This is a genomic window from Streptomyces sp. NBC_01451 (genome assembly GCF_036227485.1).
Classification (GTDB): domain Bacteria; phylum Actinomycetota; class Actinomycetes; order Streptomycetales; family Streptomycetaceae; genus Streptomyces.
The window spans coordinates 7928903-7950752 of the sequence record NZ_CP109479.1 but is presented as its reverse complement, the minus strand read 5'-3'; the positions used below and the strand labels follow the sequence as shown (position 1 = coordinate 7950752).

At 71.8% G+C, this 21850-nt stretch carries 20 protein-coding genes; 12 read left to right on the top strand and 8 right to left on the bottom strand.

Going from position 1 to position 21850, the window contains the following annotated elements; all coding sequences use genetic code 11:
• Positions 1–43: 43 nt before the first annotated feature.
• From OG595_RS34925 to OG595_RS34890, 8 genes are all read left to right on the top strand, one after another.
• Positions 44–1096 carry a BMP family ABC transporter substrate-binding protein gene (locus tag OG595_RS34925; RefSeq protein WP_329279108.1) on the top strand — a complete coding sequence of 351 codons (1053 nt, stop codon included), beginning with the start codon at positions 44–46 and terminating at the stop codon, positions 1094–1096.
• Positions 1074–2642: an ABC transporter ATP-binding protein gene (locus OG595_RS34920; RefSeq protein WP_329279106.1), complete on the top strand. Its 1569-nt coding sequence runs from the start codon at positions 1074–1076 to the stop codon at positions 2640–2642. Before OG595_RS34925 ends, OG595_RS34920 begins: the two co-directional genes overlap by 23 nt.
• A gap of 1 nt (position 2643) precedes the next feature.
• Positions 2644–3792, top strand: a complete 1149-nt coding sequence (locus tag OG595_RS34915; protein WP_329279104.1) for an ABC transporter permease — start codon at positions 2644–2646, stop codon at positions 3790–3792.
• Positions 3792–4706, top strand: a complete 915-nt coding sequence (locus OG595_RS34910; RefSeq protein ID WP_329279101.1) for an ABC transporter permease — start codon at positions 3792–3794, stop codon at positions 4704–4706. The genes OG595_RS34915 and OG595_RS34910 overlap by 1 nt, the downstream gene beginning before the upstream one ends.
• Positions 4703–5485 carry a nucleoside phosphorylase gene (locus tag OG595_RS34905; RefSeq protein WP_329279098.1) on the top strand — a complete coding sequence of 261 codons (783 nt, stop codon included), beginning with the start codon at positions 4703–4705 and terminating at the stop codon, positions 5483–5485. The genes OG595_RS34910 and OG595_RS34905 overlap by 4 nt, the downstream gene beginning before the upstream one ends.
• Positions 5482–6783, top strand: a complete 1302-nt coding sequence (locus OG595_RS34900) for an amidohydrolase (RefSeq protein WP_329279095.1) — start codon at positions 5482–5484, stop codon at positions 6781–6783. The genes OG595_RS34905 and OG595_RS34900 overlap by 4 nt, the downstream gene beginning before the upstream one ends.
• Positions 6784–6991: 208 nt before the next feature.
• Positions 6992–7663 carry a FadR/GntR family transcriptional regulator gene (locus tag OG595_RS34895; RefSeq protein WP_329279092.1) on the top strand — a complete coding sequence of 224 codons (672 nt, stop codon included), beginning with the start codon at positions 6992–6994 and terminating at the stop codon, positions 7661–7663.
• Between the two features lie 261 nt (positions 7664–7924).
• Positions 7925–8929, top strand: coding sequence for a PAC2 family protein (locus OG595_RS34890; protein WP_329279089.1), 1005 nt, complete (start codon positions 7925–7927; stop codon positions 8927–8929).
• An 86-nt stretch (positions 8930–9015) separates the two neighbouring features.
• Here OG595_RS34890 and OG595_RS34885 read toward each other — a convergent pair whose 3' ends face one another.
• The 5 genes from OG595_RS34885 to OG595_RS34865 all read right to left on the bottom strand — a co-directional run bounded on the left by OG595_RS34885 (position 9016) and on the right by OG595_RS34865 (position 13826).
• Complete coding sequence (locus tag OG595_RS34885) at positions 9016–9981, bottom strand: SMP-30/gluconolactonase/LRE family protein (protein ID WP_329279088.1); 966 nt, start codon at positions 9979–9981, stop codon at positions 9016–9018.
• Between the two features lie 292 nt (positions 9982–10273).
• Positions 10274–11503 carry a cysteine--1-D-myo-inosityl 2-amino-2-deoxy-alpha-D-glucopyranoside ligase gene (mshC, locus tag OG595_RS34880; protein ID WP_329279083.1) on the bottom strand — a complete coding sequence of 410 codons (1230 nt, stop codon included), beginning with the start codon at positions 11501–11503 and terminating at the stop codon, positions 10274–10276.
• A gap of 135 nt (positions 11504–11638) precedes the next feature.
• On the bottom strand, positions 11639–12493 hold the full coding sequence (locus OG595_RS34875) for an SCO1664 family protein (protein ID WP_329279081.1): 855 nt from the start codon (positions 12491–12493) through the stop codon (positions 11639–11641).
• Complete coding sequence (locus OG595_RS34870; protein WP_329279079.1) at positions 12457–13047, bottom strand: DUF3090 domain-containing protein; 591 nt, start codon at positions 13045–13047, stop codon at positions 12457–12459. Before OG595_RS34870 ends, OG595_RS34875 begins: the two co-directional genes overlap by 37 nt.
• 92 nt (positions 13048–13139) lie before the next feature.
• Positions 13140–13826, bottom strand: coding sequence for a histidine phosphatase family protein (locus OG595_RS34865; protein WP_329279077.1), 687 nt, complete (start codon positions 13824–13826; stop codon positions 13140–13142).
• A 77-nt stretch (positions 13827–13903) separates the two neighbouring features.
• On the opposite strand from OG595_RS34865, the gene corA reads away from it, so the two are divergent.
• Positions 13904–14908, top strand: coding sequence for a magnesium/cobalt transporter CorA (gene corA, locus OG595_RS34860; protein ID WP_329283453.1), 1005 nt, complete (start codon positions 13904–13906; stop codon positions 14906–14908).
• A 65-nt stretch (positions 14909–14973) separates the two neighbouring features.
• Here the strand turns inward: corA and OG595_RS34855 are convergent, their stop codons facing one another.
• Complete coding sequence (locus OG595_RS34855; protein ID WP_329279075.1) at positions 14974–15762, bottom strand: ferritin-like domain-containing protein; 789 nt, start codon at positions 15760–15762, stop codon at positions 14974–14976.
• 298 nt (positions 15763–16060) lie between these two features.
• Positions 16061–17116, bottom strand: a complete 1056-nt coding sequence (locus tag OG595_RS34850) for an LLM class F420-dependent oxidoreductase (protein WP_329279073.1) — start codon at positions 17114–17116, stop codon at positions 16061–16063.
• Between the two features lie 284 nt (positions 17117–17400).
• Between OG595_RS34850 and OG595_RS34845 the strand changes: the two genes are divergently transcribed.
• Positions 17401–18384, top strand: coding sequence for an aldo/keto reductase (locus OG595_RS34845; RefSeq protein ID WP_329279072.1), 984 nt, complete (start codon positions 17401–17403; stop codon positions 18382–18384).
• Complete coding sequence (locus OG595_RS34840) at positions 18381–20654, top strand: helix-hairpin-helix domain-containing protein (protein WP_329279070.1); 2274 nt, start codon at positions 18381–18383, stop codon at positions 20652–20654. Before OG595_RS34845 ends, OG595_RS34840 begins: the two co-directional genes overlap by 4 nt.
• Positions 20655–20796: 142 nt before the next feature.
• On the opposite strand, the gene OG595_RS34835 is transcribed toward OG595_RS34840, so the two are convergent.
• Positions 20797–21519: a hypothetical protein gene (locus OG595_RS34835; protein WP_329279068.1), complete on the bottom strand. Its 723-nt coding sequence runs from the start codon at positions 21517–21519 to the stop codon at positions 20797–20799.
• A gap of 47 nt (positions 21520–21566) precedes the next feature.
• Here OG595_RS34835 and OG595_RS34830 point away from each other — a divergent pair, with 47 nt between their 5' ends.
• Positions 21567–21755 (top strand): DUF5703 family protein, encoded by a 189-nt coding sequence (locus tag OG595_RS34830; protein WP_018549191.1) that lies wholly within the window; start codon positions 21567–21569, stop codon positions 21753–21755.
• Positions 21756–21850: the final 95 nt, after the last annotated feature.

Here is a 21850-nt window from a genome sequence, read left to right as displayed (position 1 = left end):
CAGAGCGCGGGCTGTGCCGTACGTACCTCCGGAAGGTCCCCCGATGCCTCGCAGATCCCGTCGTACGCTTCCGCTCGCCGCCGTGACCGCGCTGCTCGTCGCCGGTGCCAGCGCCTGCAACGCCGCCGCGAAGGACGACGCGTCCTCCGACAGCAGTGCGGGCAGCGCGTCGTTCACGCTGGTCACGCCGGACGCCGTCGGGCAGAACGAGTTCCTCAAGCTGGCCGTGACCGGCGTCAAGGCCGCCGCGAAGGCGCACAACGGGTCCTCGAAGGTGTTCGAGTCCACCGACGCCGCCTCCCAGCAGCAGAACGTGCAGGCCGCCGTCGACGCGAAGCCCGACGTCGTCGTGCTGGTCGGCTTCGAGTTCGCGGACCTGGTCGCGAAGCAGGCCGCGGCGCACCCCAAGCAGCAGTTCCTGATGATCGACGCGTGCACGACGAGGGCGATCGACAACGTGAGCTGCGAGGTCTTCCGCGAGCACGAGGGCGTCTTCCTCGCCGGTGCGGAGGCCGGGCTGCTGAGCAGGAGCGGCAAGGTCGGCGCGGTGGACGTGCTGGACACGCCCGTGTTCCGCCGCTTCAGCGACCCGTTCGCGGCAGGCGCCCAGCATGTCGCCGCGAAGACGGAGACCGGCACCCGCTTCGTCGGCGGCCAGTCCCCGTTCGACGACTCGGCGCGCGCCAAGGAGCAGGCGAACGACCTGCTCTCCAAGGGGTACGACCAGCTGATGGCGGCTGCCGCGGCCGGCAACTACGGCGTGTTCGAGGCGGCGAAGGCGAAGGGCGCGTTCGCGTACGGCGTCGACGTCAACCAGTGCCCCTCGGCGCCCGGCACGGTCGTCGACAATGTGATCAAGCGCACGGACATCGCCGTGGAGAAGGGCGTCGAGCAGGTCCTCGCCGGTCAGACGGGCACGACCACCTCGTACGGCCTGAAGGAGGGCGGCATCAGCCTCACGGGTCTGGAGAAGGGCGTCGACTCGTCCCAGTGCGTGATCGCGAAGCACCCCGACGTCCTGAAGAAGATCGAGGCGCTCCGCGACCAGATCGTGTCCGGAGAGCTGACGGTCGATGACCCCGCCGCCGTCGGCTGACCGGGAGGCGGCGGCTGTCGAGCTCCGGGGAATCACCAAGCGGTTCCCCGGCACGCTCGCCAACGACGCCGTCGACCTGACCGTCCGGCGCGGCGAGATCCACGCCCTGATGGGCGAGAACGGCGCCGGCAAGTCGACCCTCATGTCCGTCCTGTACGGGATGGAACGCCCGGACGCCGGGTCGGTGCGGATCGACGGGAACGAGGTCGCGTTCGCCGACCCGGGCGACGCGATGGCCTCCGGGCTCGGCATGGTCCACCAGAGCTTCAAGCTGTTCGACTCGCTGACGGTCGCCGAGAACGTGGTGTACGCCGCCGAGCCGCGCCGTTTCGGCCTGGTGGACCGGGGTGCGGCCCGCCGCCGGGTGCGTGAGCTGGCCGAGGAGCACGGGCTCGCGGTCGATCCGGACGCCCGGGTCGGTGACCTGCCCGTCGGGCTGCGCCAGCGGGTGGAGATCCTGAAGCTGCTGCACCGCGGCGCCCGGACGCTCATCCTCGACGAGCCGACCGCCGTCCTCACGCCCGCCGAGGCGGACGCCCTGTTCACGGTCCTCAAGTCCCTTGCCGCACAGGGCCGTACGGTCATCCTGGTCACGCACAAACTCCGCGAGGTCCTCGAAGGCAGCGACAACGTCACGGTGTTGCGGGACGGCCGGGTCGTCGCCCGCCTGGTCACCGCCGAGACGTCCGCCGCCGAGATCGCCGCCGCGATGACCGGCCGCGCCGTGGAACTCGACCGCGTCCACGCCCCCGGCACCCCGGGCGACGTGGTCCTGGACGTCACCGGCCTCGCGACGGACGGCGTACGGGACGTCCGACTCAGCGTCCGCGCCGGGGAGATCGTCGGAATCGCGGGCGTCGCCGGCAACGGCCAGAGCGAGCTGGTGGAGGCGCTGGCCGGACTGCGGCCGGTGACCTCCGGCCGGGTCGCGCTGCTCGGCGACGACATCACGCACGCCTCGGCGACCGAACGCCGCGCCAAGGGCCTCGCGTACGTCCCCGAGGACCGCCACGCCGTCGGTACGGCGCCCGCCGCGTCGGTCGCGGACAACCTGGCGATGGGCCACCACCGTACGTCGCTGTCCTCCCGCGGGCTGCTGCCGCCCGCCGCCGTACGAGGTCACGCGCGGCGCCTCATCGAACGCTTCGGCATCAAGGCGGCGTCCCCCGAGGTGCCCGCGTCCTCGCTGTCCGGCGGCAACCTGCAGAAGCTGCTCATCGGGCGCGAACTCGCCCACGAAGCCCCGCTGTTGCTCGTCGAGCAGCCCACCCGCGGGGTCGACATCGGCGCCGTCCAGAACATCCACGACCAGCTGATCGCCTACCGCGACGCCGGTCACGCCGTCCTCCTCGTCTCGGCGGAGCTGAGCGAGATCCGGGGGCTCGCGGACCGGGTCCTGGTGATGTACGAGGGTCGCGTGACGGCGTCGTACGAGAAGGCCGAGGCGGACGAACGGTCGCTCGGGCTCGCGATGGCGGGCGGCGCCGGCAGCTCGGCTCCGGTGGCTCCCGTAGCCCCGGTCGCCTCGATGGAGGTCGGGGACTGACATGGAACAAACAACCCGCACATCCCCAGTTGCCCACCTGACGAAAGCCCTCCGCTCCCCCGTCGCCTTCTCGGTGCTCGCCGGGGTCGTCATCGGCGCCCTGTTCCTCGTCGGGACCGGCGCCGATCCGGTCGCCGCGTACGGCGCGGTGCTCAGCGGTTCGCTCGGCGCCGACGGCATCGGGTCGACGCTGACCACCCTGACCAGCGTGCTGGGCCTGGCCCTCGCACTGGCCGTGCCGCTGCGCGCCGGGCTCATCAACCTGGGCGGGGACGGGCAGATGGTCCTCGGCGGGATGGCGGCGGCCGTGACGGGGCTGTACTCGCCGCTGCCCGCGCCGCTCACCGTCGTCCTCGCGCTGCTCGCGGGCATGGCGACCGGTGCCGGGTACGCGGCCCTGGCCGCCCTGTGCGAGAACCGGTTCGGCGTACCGCTGCTGGTCAGCAGTCTGCTGCTCAGTTACCCGGCGGCGTCCTTCGCCTCCTACCTGGCCCGCTATCCGCTCAAGGAACCGGGTTCCAGCCTCCCCCAGACCCGGCAACTGCCGGACGGGGTCGCGCTGCCCGCGTTCGGTTCGTCGACCGTGACGGCCGGACTGCTGCTGGTCGTCGTGGCCGCCGCCGCGTACTGGTTCACCGACCGGCACACCGCGGTCGGCTACGAGATGCGGATGACCGGCCTCAACTCCCGGTTCGCCGCCTATGCGGGAGTCGAGCGCAAGGGCCTCACGCTCCGGCTGATGGCGGTGTCGGGCGCGCTGGCCGGACTCGTGGGCGCCATAGGCGTGTTGAGCTTCCCGTACCGCTTCCTCGACGGCTCGCTCACCGCGTCCGGCTACACCTGGACGGGTCTGACGGCGGCCCTGCTGGCCGGCGCCGCGCCCGTCGGGACGGTCCTCGCGTCCTTCTTCTTCGCCGTGCTGCAAGTGGGCGGCCTGTCGATGGAGCGGACGACCGAGGTACCGCGCGAGCTGACGCAGGTGCTCCAGGCGATCGTGATCGTGTTCCTCGCGGCCCGCCTGCGCTTCCCGCGCCTCCGCCGCAAGCGCAGCGACAAACCCGTCGACGATCCCGTCCCACAAGGCTCGCAGAGCCCGCAGGGCTCACCGGACGCGCAAGGCTCACAGGACACACAAGGGGAGTTGGTCTGATGTTCTTCGACTCCGATCTCCTCATGTCGGCGTTGCGCGCGCTGACGCCCATCCTGCTGGCCGCGCTCGGCGGGGCGATCTGCGAGCGGGCGGGCGTCTTCAACATCGGCCTCGAAGGCATGATGCTGATGGGCTGCTTCACCGCCGTGGCCACGAGCTGGTTCACCGGCAGTCCCTGGCTCGGCGTGCTGGCGGCGGCGCTCGCCTCCGCCGCGTACTCCCTCATCCTGGCCGTGGGAGCGGTAACCCTGCGCGGGGACGCGGTAGTTCTGGGAATCGCCCTGAATCTCCTGGCAGTTGGCCTGACCAGCTTCCTCCTCCGTACCGTCTTCGGCGTGCAGGGCACTTTCGACGATCCGTCACTGGCCGGGCTGCCGTTGGTCGGTGGCTTCTCACCGCTCGCGTATCTGGCGTGGGCGGCGGTCGGTGTGGCCGCGCTGATGCTGTCCCGGCATGTGTGGGGGCTCAGGCTGCGCGGGGTCGGCGAGGCACCGGACGCGGCGGCGACGCTCGGCGTGAGCCCGGTCAGGTACCAGTACGGGGCCGTGCTCGTCTCGGGTGTGCTGTGCGGGCTCGCCGGGGCCCAACTCGCGCTCGGCAACGTCACGTTGTTCTCCGAGAACATGACGGCAGGGCGCGGCTGGATCGCCGTGGTCGCGGTCATGCTCGGCCGTGCGCTGCCACTCGGTGTGCTGCTGGCGGCGCTGCTGTTCGGCCTCGCGGAGGCGGCCGGCTTCCGTCTCCAGGGCCTCGGCCTGCCGCAGCAGGCGACCGACGCCGCGCCGTACGTCGTCACCCTCGGCGCCCTCTTCCTGACGACGGCCCGCCGCCGTCGCCGGCCACCGCCCGGATCCCCCTCCACACCTCCCTCCGCGCCTTCCTCCATGTCCCCTTCCACCGGAGCCGTCTCATGACGCAGGACCTGTTGCCCGTCACCCGGATTCCCCGTACGGGGCTGCCGCCGCGCGCGCTGGTGGTCGGCGACCCGCTGCGCGCCGCTCTCGTCGGCGCCAGGCTGGAGGGCGCGCAGGAGGTGTCGTACCACCGCGAATACCGTGTGTTCACCGGGAGTTGGAAGGGCGTGCCGGTACTGGTCGCCTCGCACGGGGTGGGCGCCCCGGGTGCGATCCTGCTGTTCCAGGAGCTGGCGGACGCCGGTGTGCGGACCTTCCTGCGGTTCGGTACGGCGGGGGCGATGAGGCCGGGCATCGGCGACGGCGACCTCGTCATCGCCGAGGCTGCCGTACGGGACGACGGTGTCACCCAGCAGTTGCTCCCCCCGGAGTACCCGGCGGTGTCCTCCCCGGAGGCGGTGCTCGCGCTCCAGCGGGCGGCACGCGAGGCGGGCGCCCCGCACCACCGGGGCATCGTGTGGACGCGGGCCGCCTTCCAGCCCGGTCTCCTCCCCCTCTTCTCCTACGAGGGCGCCGGACTCGCCGCCATCGAGATGGAGCTGAGCGCGCTGCTGGTGACGGCCTCGCTGCGTGGACTGGTCGCGGGCGGAGTGGTCGTGATCGACGGGGCGAACGCCGACGAACTCGTCGACGAAACCGCCACCGGCGGCTACAACCCGCACCGGGAGATCGTGGCGGAGGGCGTCGAACGCGGCGCTGTGGTGTCGCTGGAGGCGCTGCGCCTGCTGGCGGAGAACGACGCCGTGGCCGGCGCCGGGGACGGGGAGCACGGCGCATGAGCGAGCGGATCGACCTGCTGGTGCACGGCGGTGACGTGCTCACCGTCGACGAGGCCGGAACCGTCGTACCGGGCGGGGCGGTTGCCGTCCTGGACGGCGAGATCGTCACCGTCGGCCCCACCGAGGAACTGACAACCCGGTTCACACCCGACGAGTCCCTTGACGCCGCGAACTGCCTCGTCCTCCCCGGCCTGGTCAACACGCACACCCATCTCGCGATGACGCTGCTTCGCGGCCGGGCCGACGACGTGACCCTCCAGGGCTTCCTGGAACGCGTGCTGAAGTGGGAGGCCCAACTGCTCTCGCCGGAGAACGTGGCGGCGGCGGTCCGGGTAGCGGTCGCCGAGAGCGTACGGGCCGGGGTGACCTCCGCGCTCGACATGTACTGGTTCCACGAGGCGGCCGAACAGGCGGCGCGCGAGGCGGGCTGGCGGCTGCACACCGGCCCCACCTTCATGGACGTACCGGAACCGCCCGACGGCATCGCCTACGAGGAGCGGCTGGCGTGGGCCCGGCAGGACCTTGCCGCCCGTGGCACCCCGCGGCCCGGCCACCGTCCGATCCTCTTCGCGCACTCCACCTACACCCTCTCCCCCGAGCAGCTCGTCGAGATCGCCGCCCTGGCACGGGAGTTCGGTGCCCTGCTGCACATCCACGCCGCCGAGAACGCGACCGAGGTCGCCACGGTCGAGGTGCGGTACGGCAAGCGCCCGGTGGAACTGCTCGACTCGCTCGGGCTGCTCGGCCCCGACCTGCTGCTGGCCCACGCCGTGGACCTGACCGGCCCGGAGATCGCGGCGCTGGCCCGCACCGGCACCGCCGTCGCCCACTGTCCCGTCTCGAACCTGAAGCTCGGCTGCGGTATCGCGCCCGTGCCGCAGCTGCTCAGCGCGGGCGTGACGGTCGGCCTGGGCACCGACGGAGCCGTCAGCTCGAACACCCTGGACGTACTGGGCGCGGTCCGGCAGGCGGCCCTGGTGCACAAGGCGGGCGGTGACCCCACGGCAGTCGGCGCCGAACAGGCCGTACGCATGGCGACGATCGAGGGCGCGAGGGCGCTGGGCCTGGGCGACCGGCTGGGCTCACTGGAGGCGGGCAAGCGCGCCGACCTGATCGTGCTCGACCTCGGCGCACCGCACCTGCGGCCCCGGCACGACCCCTGGTCGACGCTCGCGTACGCGGCGCACTCGGCGGACGTCCGGGACACCGTCGTGGACGGCAGGGTCCTGATGCGGAACCGGACCCTCACCACCCTTGACGAGGCCGCCGCGCTCGCCGGCCTGGAAGCGCTGGCCTGACATCCGCGCGGGAGGCCGGCCCGACATCCGTACGGACTGCCGGGCCGCCACCCGAACGCGCTGCCGAACCAGCAGCGCGCGGGTACCGTTCCAGCCACCCCTGGGGCACCCTCGTACGGGCTGACATCGCATTTTGCGTGCCGTTCAGCCCACTGAACCCCCATAATGGCCTGAGACATCGGATGTCTGAACGACAGGGAGGCCCGCCATGGCAGTCACCGACGAGGCGATCGAGAAGATCAAGGGAATGATCGTCTCCGGGTCTCTGCGCCCCGGCGACCGACTGCCCAAGGAGAGCGAGCTGGCCGCCGAACTGGGGCTGTCCCGCAACTCCCTGCGGGAGGCGGTGCGTGCCCTGTCGCTCATCCGGATCCTCGACGTACGGCAGGGCGACGGCACCTACGTCACCAGCCTGGATCCCCAACTCCTGCTCGAAGCACTGAGCTTCGTCGTCGACTTCCATCGCGACGACACCGTCCTGGAGTTCCTGGCGGTACGCCGCATCCTGGAACCGGCCGCCACCGCGATGGCGGCGTCACGCATCAGCGAGCAGCAGCTGGACGCGCTGTCCGCCCAGTTGGAGCGGCTCGGCGGCGAGCCGTCGGTGGAGGAACTGGTCGCCGCCGACCTGGAGTTCCACCGGGGGATCGTGCAGAGCTCCGGCAACTCGGTGCTCTGTTCCCTCCTCGACGGTCTGTCCGGGCCCACCACCCGGGCGAGGATCTGGCGCGGTCTGACCCAGGAGGACGCGGTCAGCCGCACCCTGCACGAGCACCGGGCGATCCTGGGCGCACTGCGCGACCGGGACGCGGAGGCGGCGCGGTCGTGGGCGACGGTGCACATCGCGAGCGTGGAGCAGTGGCTGAGGTCGACCCTCTAGCCGTACCGGAATCCGTCGGGGAGTCCCCAGGGGAAATCCGGTAGGGGATCCGGATCACGGTCCCTGTCTGAGCCTCAGGACCGGCACCCCGACCGCTCGGATGAATGCGGGGGTGGTGAGGGGTGGCTCACGGATGGTGTTTCGGGGGGTCTATCGGGGCAGTGATCCGTTCACTCCCCCGTGCAAGGGGGCTGCGAGCGCCCCCGCCGCACGCCGTAAGGTTGGGTGGTCAAGCGAGGGCACGTCGGAAGGAGGCGCTGGGTGATCGAGCTGGAGGGGGTTCCCGAGCTGATCGACCCAGTCATGGTGGCCGCGTTCGAGGGTTGGAACGACGCCGGCGACGCAGCTTCCAGCGCGGTCGCGCATCTGGACCGGGAGTGGAAGGGCGAGGTGTTCGCGGCGCTCGACGCCGAGGACTACTACGACTTCCAGGTCAACCGCCCCACCGTGTGGCTGGACAACGGCGTCCGCAAGATCACCTGGCCGACGACCAGGCTGTCCGTGGTCAGGGTCGGCGGCGACAAGCCCCGTGACCTCGTGCTGGTCCGGGGTATCGAGCCGTCGATGCGCTGGCGCTCGTTCTGCAACGAGCTGCTGGGCTTCGCGCACGAATTGGGCGTGGAACTGGTGGTGGTCCTGGGCGCCCTGCTCGGCGACACTCCGCACACCCGTCCGGTTCCGGTCAGCGGGGTCACGTCCGACGCGGATCTGGCCCAGCGGATGGACCTGGAGGAGACCAAGTACGAGGGCCCCACGGGCATCGTCGGCATCCTCCAGGAGGCGTGCACACACGCGGGCGTACCGGCGGTCTCGCTGTGGGCGGCGGTCCCGCACTACGTGTCGCAGCCGCCCAACCCGAAGGCGACGCTGGCCCTCCTGAACCGGCTGGAGGACCTGATCGACATCCGCATCCCGCTGGGCGAGCTGCCCGAGGACGCGCGTGCCTGGCAGGTCGGCGTGGACCAGCTGGCCGCCGAGGACAGCGAGGTCGCGGAGTACGTGCAGACGCTGGAGGAGGCCCGGGACACCGCCGAGCTGCCCGAGGCGACGGGCGAGGCCATCGCCCGCGAGTTCGAACGCTATCTGCGCCGCCGTGACGGTACCGGCCCGGCGGGCCCCGGCCCGTCCCCCGGCGGCCACGCCACCGCGGACGGCACGGACAGCGCGTCGTACCTCCGGGACAACCCGACGCCCCGCCCGAAGCCACAGCCGCCGAAGCCGCCCCAGCTGCCGAGCACGGACGACGAGGACTCCCCGGAGGACTGAGCGGTCAGGTCCGGACACGGGGAAGGGCAGGTGCGCACCACGCGCACCTGCCCTTCCCCGTACGTCATGTCACGTCCCGGCGCCGGTCAGCGCTCCACCGCGACCACGGCGTACGTCGTCCCGGGCGTCGGCGTCGTCGAGAACCGGGCGTTGGGCAGATACAGCCGGTCCCGGTACGCGGCCACGGTGGTCGGCACATCGAAGTCCGGGTCGGTGATGCGGCGTTGGAAGACCCCGCTGCTCCCGTCCTTCGACAGCGTGAACACGTCGATCGCGTTCTGCCGGTTCTGTACGACGTAGAGCGTGCGCCCGAGGAGCAGCAGGCCGTCGCCGTTGGTGAGCGGGGCCGCGTCCCCGAGGCCGACGAGCCTGGTGACCCCGGTGCGCGGGTCGACCCGGTGCAGTCCGCCGACCCCGGACTGGACGACGAGCAGCGCCTTTCCGTCGGGCGTGGCGGTGATGCCGTTGGCGTTGACGACCTCGCCGGGCACCTGGCTCCAGTCGCCGCTCAGGGTGATCCGTACGACATCGCCGGCGCCCGGCAGCGCACCGCCCCGGCCGAGCGGGAGGACGTAGAGCGCCGGCTGGAAGGAGTCGGTGAAGATCGCCGCGCGCGGGGTCAGGAACACGTCGTTGACGAAGGTGGGGGTCGCCGTGGTGAGCGCGTACGAGGCGAGGACGGCACCGGTACGGGTGTCCACGACCCGGGCGCCCTGGGCGCGGGCGGCGACGAACAGGCGTCCCCGGCCGTCGAGTTTGAGCCCGACGGCCGGGGTGCCGGGCCCGGTGGAGATGATCTCGCCGGCGCCGGTGCGCAGGTCGGCGCGGTAGATCGAGCCGTCGCCGAGCGAGCCCAGGTAGGCGTAGGGGCCGGAGCCGGTGGCTATGCCTTCGGGACGGAATCCATTGGGAAGAGGTATCAGGGTCGGCAGGGTCTTCGGTGAGGCGGCGGCCGGTGAGACCGTCAGGGCGGCGGAGACGGTGGCGGCGCCCGCCACGAGGAGTCCGCGGCGGCTGACATGACGTGCGAAGGAACCGTGTGTGGGTGCCACGGGGTTTCCTTCCAGGAAGGGACCGGCAGTTGGCCGGTCCTACGGGTCAACTGACCCTGACACCACATCACATGTCGACTCGCGCCACAGCCTCCCCGGGAGAGTCGACAGCACCTCGACAGCTGTGGGCGGCTCAGGTCCGGGGGCGGGGTGTGCTCCGCACCGGACGAACCACTGAGCGGCTGATTGGCTGAACCACTGAGCCACCGAGGTTCCTGTCCGGCCGCAGGCCCACGCACAGGGGCGCCGGGCGGCTGAACCCGCCCGGCGCCCCACCTGTGCACGGTCGCCGTTACAGCGCCACACCCAGCAGAGCGTCCACGGCACGGGACGCGACGCCGGGGGCGCCCTCGTCCGTACCGCCCCGCTCCGTCTGGAGGGCCGCCCAGCGGTCCACGGCGGCCAGTGCGGCCGGGGCGTCCAGGTCGTTGGCGAGGGCTTCGCGCAGCTCCTCGACGAGCGCGTCGGCGGACGGCCCGTCGGGCCGGGACACGGCCGCGCGCCAGCGCCCGAGCCGGGCGACGGCGTCGGCGAGCACCTGGTCGGTCCACTCCCAGTTGTCCCGGTAGTGGTGGGCGAGCAGGGCGAGCCGTATGGCGGCCGGGTCGACGCCTGCGCGGCGCAGCGCGGACACGAAGACGAGGTTGCCCTTGGACTTCGACATCTTCTCGCCGTCGAGCGCGACCATGCCGGCGTGGACGTACGCCTTGGCCATGGGGAACTCGCCGGTCAGTACCTGGGCGTGCGAGGCGCCCATCTCGTGGTGCGGGAAGACGAGGTCGGAGCCGCCGCCCTGCACGTCGAAGCCCATGCCGAGGTGGTCGAGGGCGATGGCGACACACTCGATGTGCCAGCCGGGGCGACCGCGGCCCAGTGAACCGCCGTCCCAGCTCGGTTCGCCCTCCCGGGCGGCCATCCACAGCATCGGGTCGAGCGGGTTCTTCTTGCCCGCCCGGTCGGGGTCACCGCCGCGCTCGGCGGACAGCAGGCGCATGGCGGCGGCGTCCAGGTGGGACACCTTGCCGAAGTTCGGGTCGGCCTCGACGGAGAAGTAGACGTCCCCTTCGAGCTCGTAGGCGGCGCCCGCGTCCCGCAGCCGCTCGACGAGCGGGACGATGCCGGGTATCGCCTCGACGGCGCCGATGTAGTGCTTCGGGGGCAGCATCCGCAGGGCTGTCATGTCCTCCCGGAAGAGCGCGGTCTCCTTCTCGGCGAGCCCCACCCAGTCGATCCCGTCACGCACGGCCCGCTCCAGCAGCGGGTCGTCGACGTCGGTGACGTTCTGGACGTAGTGAACCTGCCGCTTGGTGTCGAGCCACACGCGTTGCACGAGGTCGAACGCGTTGTAGGTCGCCGCGTGACCCATGTGGGTCGCGTCGTACGGGGTGATGCCGCAGACGTAGATACGGGCGACGGGACCGGGGTCGAGGGTCACCAGGGCACCGGTCGCGGTGTCGTGGATCCTCAGGTCGCGGCCCTGACCAGTCAGGGCGGGGACCTCGGAAGCGGGCCAGGCATGCATGTCATGAGCGTAACCGGACGGATGTTCCGTATACGAGCCGGACCGGGTCCGGATGGCCGGGAAGAGGGTCTTGTGAGATTCCTCCCCATGTGCAGACAGGGCCACGGGACGCCCGCGGCGACCCTCCGCGCACCCTTACACGGGCGGCCACGGGATCGCCGGCCACTCCCCGCTGGGCTCCGGATGCTTCCCGGACTCCAGCAGCGCGTCCACACGCAGGCGCGTGGCCTCCACCTCGTCGCCGGTGACCAGCTCCGCCAGCCGCACGGCCAGCGCTCCGCCCTCGCCCAGGGCGCCCTTCAGCCCGGTCAGGACGTCGACCGCCTCCGGCGTCAGGGGCTCCCCGGCCCACCCCCACAACAACGTCCGCAACTTGTTCTCGGCGTTGAAGGTGACCCCGTGGTCGATCCCGTACAGCCGCCCCCCGTCGGCCGGCAGCAGATGCCCGCCCTTGCGGTCCGCGTTGTTGATCACGGCGTCGAGGACGGCCAGCCGCCGCAGCCGTTCGTCGTCGGCGTGCACGAGCAGCGCCGTCCTTCCCTCGCCCACCTCGGCGAAGGCGATCGCCTTCCACCCGGGCCCGGGTTCCTCACCGTCGACGAGCGCGAGCAGCCGGCCGCCGTCGTCCGACTCCGGCTCCGCCTCGATCCACAGCTGGCACATCCCCTCGCCGTACGGCCCGTCGCGCAGCACGGTCGGCGGTACGAGCCCCCAGCCGGTCGCCTCGGAGACCTCGAACGCCGCCAGCTCGCGCTCGGCCAGGGTCCCGTCGGGGAAGTCCCACAGGGGCCGCTCACCGGCCACCGGTTTGTAGATGCAGGCGGCCTCCTGCCCCTCGTACGAGACCGTGCAGTACAGCGCCGCGTTCGACGCCTCGCTGATCCGCCCGCGTACGGTCAGTTCACCCTCGGCGAGCAGTTCGGCAAGTTGTTCGGCGGGCGTGCGGGTGGCCGTCACGCTCCGCGGCGGTATCCGTTCTGGCGCGGACATACGTGTCCTTCCGGGTCGAGCGGGAGGCTGCACAGGGGGCACGGCGGCCGGCCGGCGTTGACGACGTCGAGGGCGCGCCTGGCGAAGGCGCGGGCCTGCGCGCCGGTGAGCCGGACGCGCAGCATAGGGGGGCCGTTCTCCTCGTCCTGGAGGAGCCGCTCCTCGGCCTCGACGAGGTCCTCCTCGGACTCTGCGTCCAGTTCCACCAGTGCCTGCGCCTCGACGATCATGCGCTGCTCGTCGCCGTCCCAGGCGAGCGCCATGGTGCCGACCCGGAACTCCTCCTCGACAGGGGTGTCGAGGGGGCGGGTGTCGGACACCTCGGTGGGAGCGACGGCCGGGACGGCGGCGTTGCCCCCGCTACGGCGTACGACCTCGTCGAGCAGTTCGTCCATGCGTTCGGCGAGCGCGGCGACCTGGGTCTTCTCCAGGGCCACACTGGTCACCCGGGGGCCGGCGGTGGCCTGGAGGAAGAACGTACGGCGCCCGGGCAGTCCGACCGTGCCGGCCACGAAACGGTCCGGCGGGTCGTAGAGGAACACCTGACGGGACACGTCCTGTCTCCATTGAATCGAATGATTTGAATCGAATGATTTTCGGCGTCCGCGGCGCTACCGCGACCGCTTCACCCTACTGCGGCCGACGATCACGGTGCGCCCGCACCACCCCCGACCGCGGCTTCCTCGCCCGGGGCTTCCTCGCGCGGCACCAGGGAGGCGAAGTCGCCGGTGTCCCCGAGACGGACGAGAAACGGCCTGAGGCGGGTGTAACGGATCGCGGTGATGGAACACGGTTCTACGGACACCCGTTGAAAGAGGTCGAGATGAAGCCCGAGCGCGTCCGCGACGAGGGACTTGATGATGTCGCCGTGCGAGCACATGAGGTAGACGGCGTCGGCGCCGTGATCGGCCTCCACGCGCGCGTTCCACTCACGTACGGCTTCGGCCGCGCGTGTCTGCATGGCCCGCATGGACTCGCCGCCGGGGAAGGCGGCGGCCGTCGGATGGGCCTGGACGACCTGCATCAGGGGTTCGTCCGTCAGCTCGGCGAGCTTGCGCCCGGACCAGTCCCCGTAGTCGCACTCCGAGATCCGCTCCTCGGTGTGCGGGCGCAGTTCCGGCCTGGCTCCGAGAAGGGGCCGGACCGTCTCCTGGCAGCGCTGGAGCGGGCTGGTGACGATCTCGGAGATCGGCAGCTCGGCGAGGCGCCCGGGCAGCGCGGCGGCCTGCGCGACGCCCCGCTCGTCGAGGGCGACGCCGGGTGTGCGGCCGGCGAGCACTCCAGAGGTGTTGGCGGTGGAACGTCCGTGCCGGACGAGGATCAGCGTGGGCATGCCGCCCAGGGTAGGCGCAGGGCACCCGGAGCGAGGCCGGGGTGCTTTTCCGGCCGGGCGGCGGGAGAATGCGCATCGTGATCGTCGACTGCGCCATCTACCGTGACGGACGCCGGACCGAGAAGCCCGCGGACTTCTCCGACGCCCTCGACGAGTGCCGCGCGGACGACGTCGGGGACTCGTTCGTCTGGGTCGGCCTGCACGAGCCCACCGAGAAGGAGTTCGAGCAGGTCACGCGGGAGTTCGGACTGCACCCCCTGGCCGTCGAGGACGCCCTCAAGGCGCATCAGCGGCCGAAGTTGGAGGTGTACGACGACTCGCTGTTCATGGTGCTCAAACCGGTCGGGTACGAGCCGAACGCCGACATCGTCTCCTCCGGCGAGATCATGGTCTTCATCGGCGACTCCTTCGTGGTGACCGTGCGGCACGGCGAGGAGGCGCCCCTCGCGGCCGTACGGCACCGGCTGGAGGCGGAGCCGGAGATGCTGCGCCACGGCCCCACGGCGGTGCTCTACACGATCGCCGACGCCGTCGTCGACCACTACGTGGAAGTGGCGGACGAGCTGGGCACCGACCTGGAGGAGCTGGAGGCGGAGGTGTTCTCACCGTCCGACGGGGGCTCGCGCCACACGGCGTCGCGCATCTACACCTTCAAACGGCAGATCCTGGAGTTCCGCCGCGCCACCGGCCCGCTGGCGGCACCACTCGGCAGACTCTCGGGCACGGGCCTCTTCGGCACCCGCGTGCCCTTCGTCCACGAGAAGGCCGAGCCCTTCTTCCGGGACGTCAGCGACCACCTCACGCGCGTGAACGAGTCCGTGGAGGGCCTGGACCGGCTGGTCTCCGACGTCCTGTCGGCCCACCTCGCGCAGATGAGCGTCCGGCAGAACGACGACATGCGGAAGATCTCCGCGTTCGCCGCCATGGCGGCCTTTCCCACGATGGTCGCGGGGATCTACGGCATGAACTTCGACCACATGCCGGAACTCCGCTGGGTGTGGTCCTACCCGGCGCTGATCGCGGCGATGGCCGTGGTGGAGGTCCTGCTGTACCGGATGTTCAAACGCCGGGGCTGGCTGTAGCACGGCCACCGTCCTGCCGCGGTGCCGTACTGCCGCGGTGCCGTGCCTCCCTCGGGCGGCACGGCTCAGGCGAACTCGGGTGACATGGGCGCCGGACCGCCCAGCGCGTCGCGCCGCTCGGGCATCCGCAGGGAGACCATGCGGCGCCAGCCGACGGCGCGCTCGTAGACGTACACCGCGTGGATGCCCGCCGCGAGGAGCGCCGCCTTGGGCCTCGGCCAGCCCAGGACGCGCCCCATGTGGGCCATGACCGCGAGGCTGACGTCCCGGTAGACAAGGATCTCGGCGAGCGCGCACTCGCGCAGCGTCCGCTGGATGGCACGGCCATGGCCGGCCGCCGCGAGGCGCAGGAGTTCCTCGTGGCAGTAGGCGAGGTGGTTGTCCTCGTCGCGGGAGATCATCCGCACCGCGCGGCCGAGGTCGGGGTGGTCGCCGAAATGCCTGCGCAGCAGTTCCATCTCCTCGGAGGCGCGCTGCTCGGTGACGCGGCTGTGGGAGAGGTAGGTGACGATGTCCCGCACGGTCAGCGGTTCGTCGCTCCTGAGCTTCTCGTGCGGGAGACCGATGCCCCGCCGTTCCAGCAGCATCGTGTAGTCGGTGTCGGCCGGGACGTCGACGGGCTGGAGGCCGCGCTTCTTCATGAGGGCGTTGAAGATCCGCCCGTGCTTGTCCTCGTCCGCGCCGTGGCGGCTGATCCTGGGCGCGAGCGCGCGTTCGCTCGCCGGGACGAGCGCGGCGATCCGGGCGTTCTCCCAGCCGCCCTGGGACTCCCCGCCGGCCGCGATGGAGCAGAAGAGGCGGAAGGAATCGTCGTTGTCGAGGATCTCCTGGAACAGGCTCCGGGCCGAAAGCATCAGAGGCACCTCTCGCAGATCTGCGGCGTTCCGCGAAGAACGTGGAAGAACGCGGAAGAACGTGTCGGACACCGAGTCAAATGCGGTGCCGGGGACACTGCAACAGCTGCGCCGTGCAACTCCGCCGAAAGAAGGACCAGCAGCTGCGCTTCAGGACGTAAGTACGAGTGTCCGCAGGCCGTGGGAGCCGTAACCGCCGCGTCCGCGACGCGTTGTGCTCCGTGACGGCCGTGGCGGGGAAGACCCCCGAGCCCCCACCACGGCCGCGGAACTTCTCCGCCTCTGCCGGCTGCGTCCCCTACGCGAGTCCGGCGCGCTCCAGGGCGTCGGTGCCCGCCCGGAGCGAGGCGAGCCGCTCGTCCAGCGTGAAGCCGGCCGGGGCGAGGGTGAGCGTGGTGACACCGGCCGCGGCGTAGGCCCGCATCCGGTCGGCGATCCGGTCCACCGAGCCGAGCAGCGTCGTCTGGTCGATCAGGTCGTGCGGAATGGCCGCCGCGGCGCCCTCCTTGTCGCCGGACAGGTACTTGTCCTGGATCTCGGCGGCTTCCTTCTCGTACCCCATGCGCTGGGCGAGCTGGTTGTAGAAGTTCTGCTTACGGCTGCCCATGCCGCCCACGTACAGGGCGGTGTACGGCCGGAAGGTGTCGGCGAGTGTCGCCACGTCCTTGTCGTCGCCGACGGCGAGCGGCAGCGTCGGGCAGACGTCGAACCCTTCGAGGGTCTTGCCGGCCTTCTCACGCCCCGCGCGCAGGTACTGGATGGCGGTGTCCTCGATGTGCGCGGCGGACGGGAAGATGAGCAGCGCGCCGTCGGCGATCTCGCCGGTCTGTTCGAGGTTCTTGGGGCCGATCGCGGCGATGTAGAGCGGGATGTGCTCGCGCTCGGGGTGCACGGTCAGCTTGATGGGCTTGCCGGGGCCGCCGGGCAGCGGCAGCGTCCAGTGCTCACCGTCGTGGGAGAGCCGCTCACGGCTCATCGCCTTGCGTACGATCTCCACGTACTCGCGGGTCCGGGAGAGCGGCTTGTCGAACTTGACGCCGTACCAGCCCTCGGAGACCTGCGGCCCGGAGACACCGAGACCGAGCCGGAACCGCCCGCCGGAGAGCGAGTCCAGTGTCGCGGCGGTCATCGCGGTCATCGCGGGCTGGCGGGCCGGAATCTGGAAGATGGCCGAGCCGACGTCGATGCGCTCCGTCTGGGCGGCGACCCAGGTCAGCACGGTGGCCGCGTCCGAACCGTAGGCCTCGGCGGCCCAGCAGACGGCGTATCCGAGGCGGTCGGCCTCCTGCGCGACGGCCAGATTGTCCGCGTCCATTCCGGCGCCCCAGTAGCCGAGGTTGATCCCGAGCTGCATGGCCGATTCCCCTTACCGATCAGTAACGTCCCTTGTACGACCGACACTAGCGCGTCAGCCCCCGGCGGCGATGGGGCGTGGATCTCGCCGCCCCGGAGTTTGGGACCCTGGGTGCCGTGCCCCCAGCCCCCTCTGGTCGCGCTGGACAAGGCCCGTTCAGGGCCGTAGCGGGGGTCCGGGGGCGGCATCCCCCGGGGATGGGACGGACAGGGGCGGCGGGGGCGGGGAAACCGTTGTCCACAGGCAACCCACTTGGTGAGTTCTGGCCAGTAATCTCGGCGTTCATGGAGCAGAGGCATCTCGGCCGTACCGGCCTGCGCGTGTCCCGGATCGGACTCGGCACCCTGACATGGGGTCGGGACACCGACGAGCATGACGCCGCGGCCCTGTTGAAGGCGTTCTGGGAAGCGGGCGGAACCCTCGTCGACACCGCGGACGTGTACGGCGACGGAGAGGCCGAGTATCTGCTCGGGCAGCTCATGGAAGGGCTCGTGCCGCGCCGCGACCTGGTCATCTCGACCAAGGCGGGCAGCGTCCCCGACCCCGACCGCCGCGTCGACGGCTCCCGCGGCCACCTCCTCTCCGCCCTCGACGCCTCCCTCACCCGCCTCGGCACGGACTACGTCGACGTCTGGCACATCCACGCCTACGACCCCGACACCCCCCTTGAGGAGACCCTCCAGGCCCTCGACCTCGCCGTCAGCAGCGGACGCGCCCGATACGCCGGCGTCTCCAACTTCTGCGGCTGGCAGCTCGCCAAGGCGGCGACCTGGCAGCTCGCGGCACCGGGCATACGTACGCGGCTGTCCAGCACGCAGTTGGAGTACTCGCTGCTCCAGCGCGGCATAGAACGCGAGGTGCTGCCCGCCGCACTCGACCTGGGCGTCGGACTGCTGCCCTCCTCGCCGCTCGGCCGCGGCGTCCTCACCGGCAAGTACCGCAACTCGACCCCGGCGGACTCCCGGGGCGCCTCTGAGCATCTGGCGCCCTTCGTCGCGCCGTATCTCGACGACACGGCGAGCCGCATCGTGGACGCGGTACAGACGGCGGCGGACGGACTGGCGGTGACGCCTCTGCAGGTGGCGCTCGCCTGGATCCGTGACCGGCCCGGTGTGGCCGCCCCCATCGTCGGCGCGCGCAACGCGCAGCAGCTCACGGCCGCGTTGTCAGTGGAGACCCTTAGTCTTCCTGACGAGATCTGCCGGGCGCTCGACGACGTGTCGGCGCCTGTGCACCGCTATCCCGATCACGACTGGAGCACGCTGTGACCACGGAGCCCGACACCACGGAGGAAGCCGAGCCGGGGACCCCGGGCGCCCCCGAGGAGGCCGCCCAGGACCTGGCGGACGCTCCGTCGGCCGAGACCGCCGGATCCGCCGACACCGGCGGTGTCGTCTCCGCGCAGTTGTCCGAGGCCGAGGCCGAGCTGGCCGCGCAGCGGGAACTCCGGGAGAAGATCGAGCGGCGCAAGGCCGAGAAACAGGGTCCGATCGCGAGCGGCACCAAGCTCAGCGGCACGGCCGCCGACCTGATGGCGGCCGTCCGGGCCGTGGAGAGCGGGGAGAAGCCCGCGGCGGCCATCGCCTTCCGCGCACCGGAGTCCCGGCCGGCGTCCGGGTCCGGGGCCCCTGCCGCACGCCCCTCGGTCTCCCCCTCCCCCTCCGTCGCCTCCTCCTCGGCCGTTCCCGCGCGGCAACCCCGGCCCGCGGCGCCCGTCGTCGGCGACACCGCGGGGGTGTTCTCGCCGGAGGCCGTAGAGGCCGTGCGGGGCGTACTGACCGAAGGGACCGCTCCCGACACCCTCGCGCCACAGGTCGTCTCGGCACTGGGTGACGGAGCGGACGGACAACTGCGCACGGATCCCTGGCAGTTGCTCCGGGTCGCCGGGGTGCGCCCCGAGCAGGCCGACGGGTTCGCGCGGGCGTTGCTCGGCGCCGGGTGCGGTCCGGACGACGAGCGGCGGGGCCGGGCGCTCACGGTGTGGCTGCTGGAGCAGGCGGCCCTGGCCGGACACACGGTGCTGGACGCCTCCGCCCTCACCGCCGCACTCGTCCAGCGCGGCGTGCCCGACCCGGACGCCGCCGTGCAGAGCGCGGTCGCGGAGGGCGAGGCCCTGGAGTTCCAGGACGCGGTCGAGGAGGCCGCCGGGCCCGCTGCGGACCGGCAGAACACCGTGGACGACACCGACGGCGAGGACGGAGAGGACGGCGGAGCCGCCGAACGCCCTGTCCGCGTGCTCATCGGGCTGGAGCGGTACGCGCTCGCCGAGGAGAGCCTTGCCGACGGACTCGCCCGGATCGTCAACTCGCTGCCCAAGGAGGGGTCCGAGGACTGGGAGTCGTCGGCCGGAGCGGCGGGCTCCGGTTCCGCGGCCGAGCTGATCCGTGCCGTCGCCGGGCACGGGCTCGTGCTGCACACCGGCGGGGACGCGGCGCGTGCCGAACCGGCCGCTCTCGTCGCCGCGGCCCGTTCGCTGGGCCTGCGGGTCTGTGCGGCGGCCCACACGCCGGACGGGCGCCGCCGTTTCGCGGCACTTCTCACGCCCGAGAACGCCTCCGACGCGGTCCCGGAGTGGGGGCCGGAGTCCGTCGTCACCGTCGCGGGGCTGCTGGCCGGGGCCGAGGGGCCCGGGCGGGACGCCGAGGGGGCGTTCGAAGTCGATCTGCTGGTCGTGCTGGACGCGCCGCAGCTCGACGTGGAGAGCGCGGCAATGGTCGTGGAGTCGCTGCCCGACGGTGCCAGGCTGGTGCTGAGCGGTGATCCGGCGGTGCTGTGGTCAGCCGGGCCTGGGCGGGTCTTCGCCGACCTGCTCGCCGCACGCGCGTGCCCGCACATCGTCTCTCGCACGCCGGATCCCGGCCCGATCGGCGAACTCGTCTCGGGCGTCTCCGTCGGTGAGCTCACCCAGGTCGAGGCGCCGGGCAAGGAGGTCGTGATCGTCCCCGTGCGGAACGCGGGCGAGGCGGTGCACCGGACCGTGCAGCTCGTCGCGGACTCGGTGCCCAGGGCGCTCGGTGTCCCGCCGGAGCAGACCCAGGTGATCACACCGGGGCATGGCGGCGCGGTGGGCACGCGCGCGCTCAACTCCGCCCTCAAGGAGCGGCTGAACCCCGGCCCGGGCCGCTTCGGCGGCTTCGACCCGGGCGACCGGATCGCCTACTCCCCCGCGCCGGGACGGACGGTACCCGGGCAGGTCGTCAAGGCCGACGCGGACGGGCTGCACCTGGAATGCGGCGGCGCCCCCGTCGTCGTACCGAAGGAGCGGGTCGAGCTGAGCGTGCGGCACGGGTGGGCGATCACCGCGCACCAGGCGGTCGGGCTGCACTGGCCGGCCACCGTCGTGGTGCTGCCAGGGGACGCGGCTCCGGCACTGACCCGCCCCTGGGTCTACACGGCCTTCGGCCGCGCGGAGCGTCACCTCTCCGTGGTGCACGGCGTGGACCAGGCCCTGGCCCGCGCGGTCGCGGAGGTCCCGGCGAAGGCCCGTACGACGCGGCTGCCGGGACTGCTCCGGGCCCAGGTACCGTCTGCCGCCTGAGCAGGCGGCCGGACCAGGACGGACGAGAGCGGCTGCCGGGGGAAGTACTGCCTCCCCCGACAGCCGCTCTCGGGACATCCGATCGCCGATCGCTGATCGCCGGTCGCCGGTCGCCGGTCGCCGGTCGCCGGTCGTCAGCCTGCTAGCGCAGGCGATCGGCGTCCAGTGGTTCCAGGTCCTCGTCCTCGTCCAGACCCGCTGCCACCAGGTCGGGATCGAGTTCGTCCTCCAGCAGGTCGTCGTCCTCGATGACGTCGTCGGCGTCGTCGTCGAAGACCGCGCTGACGTCGAAACGGCAGACCACCCGCTCCGCGTCGACCTGGTCGAAGGGGGCCTCCAGCCACTCGCCGGGGTCGGCCGGCTCGTCCGCGGCCGTCACCCACAACGTGGAGTCGGCCTCCTCAAGGCCGAACTCCTTGTGCCGGGAGGCGATCTCGTCCGGCTCGAACTCGCCGAACAGGATCCCGAGCGCCCCGTGCACCGTCCCCGAGGCCTCGGCGCCCGTGCCGTCGTCGTCCACGGCCTCCACCCGCTGCGCCTGCGCCAGCAGCCGTTGCGGCTCCACCACGGCGTAGTCGCGGCGGATGAGCACACTCAGCGCGTTCGGCTCCTCAGGGCCCGCGTACGGCGGCAGTGCGTCGTCCGTACCCGGGATCTCGAAGGGGGTGACCTCGTCATATCGGTCGTAGAGCAGCTCGTCGTACACCTCGGCGGCAGCGGCCAGCTGGTTGAACGCCTCATAGACATCGGGGTCGTCCTCCCCCGACCGGCGTTCGACCGCCGCCAGGTGGCGGTCGAGCGCGGTCTTGACCGCCTCGGCGGCGGCGCGTACCTCGGCAGCGGTGGGCTGCGCAGCATCAGACATAGAGCAGACGCTATCCGTACCGGGCCTCTGCCCGCACAATAGATGCGATGCCGGAATACGAATTTGTCGACGTGTACGTACCACGCGGGGTCACCCGCAAGGAGGCCACACGTCTGCTCACCGACCATGCCGAGTACGGACACTGGGAGTTGGACCGCCTGAGCCTGCTGCGTGACGGCAGCCGCAGGGTCCGGTTGCGCCGGCGGATCATCCGCCAGGTGCGGGCCACGTGGTGAGATGACGCCGCGAAAACGGAGCGGGCCCCGCGTCTGCGGGGCCCGCTCCGTTCAGTACGCCGCCGGGTGACCGTGCGGCGCGTTCATCCCGTTCG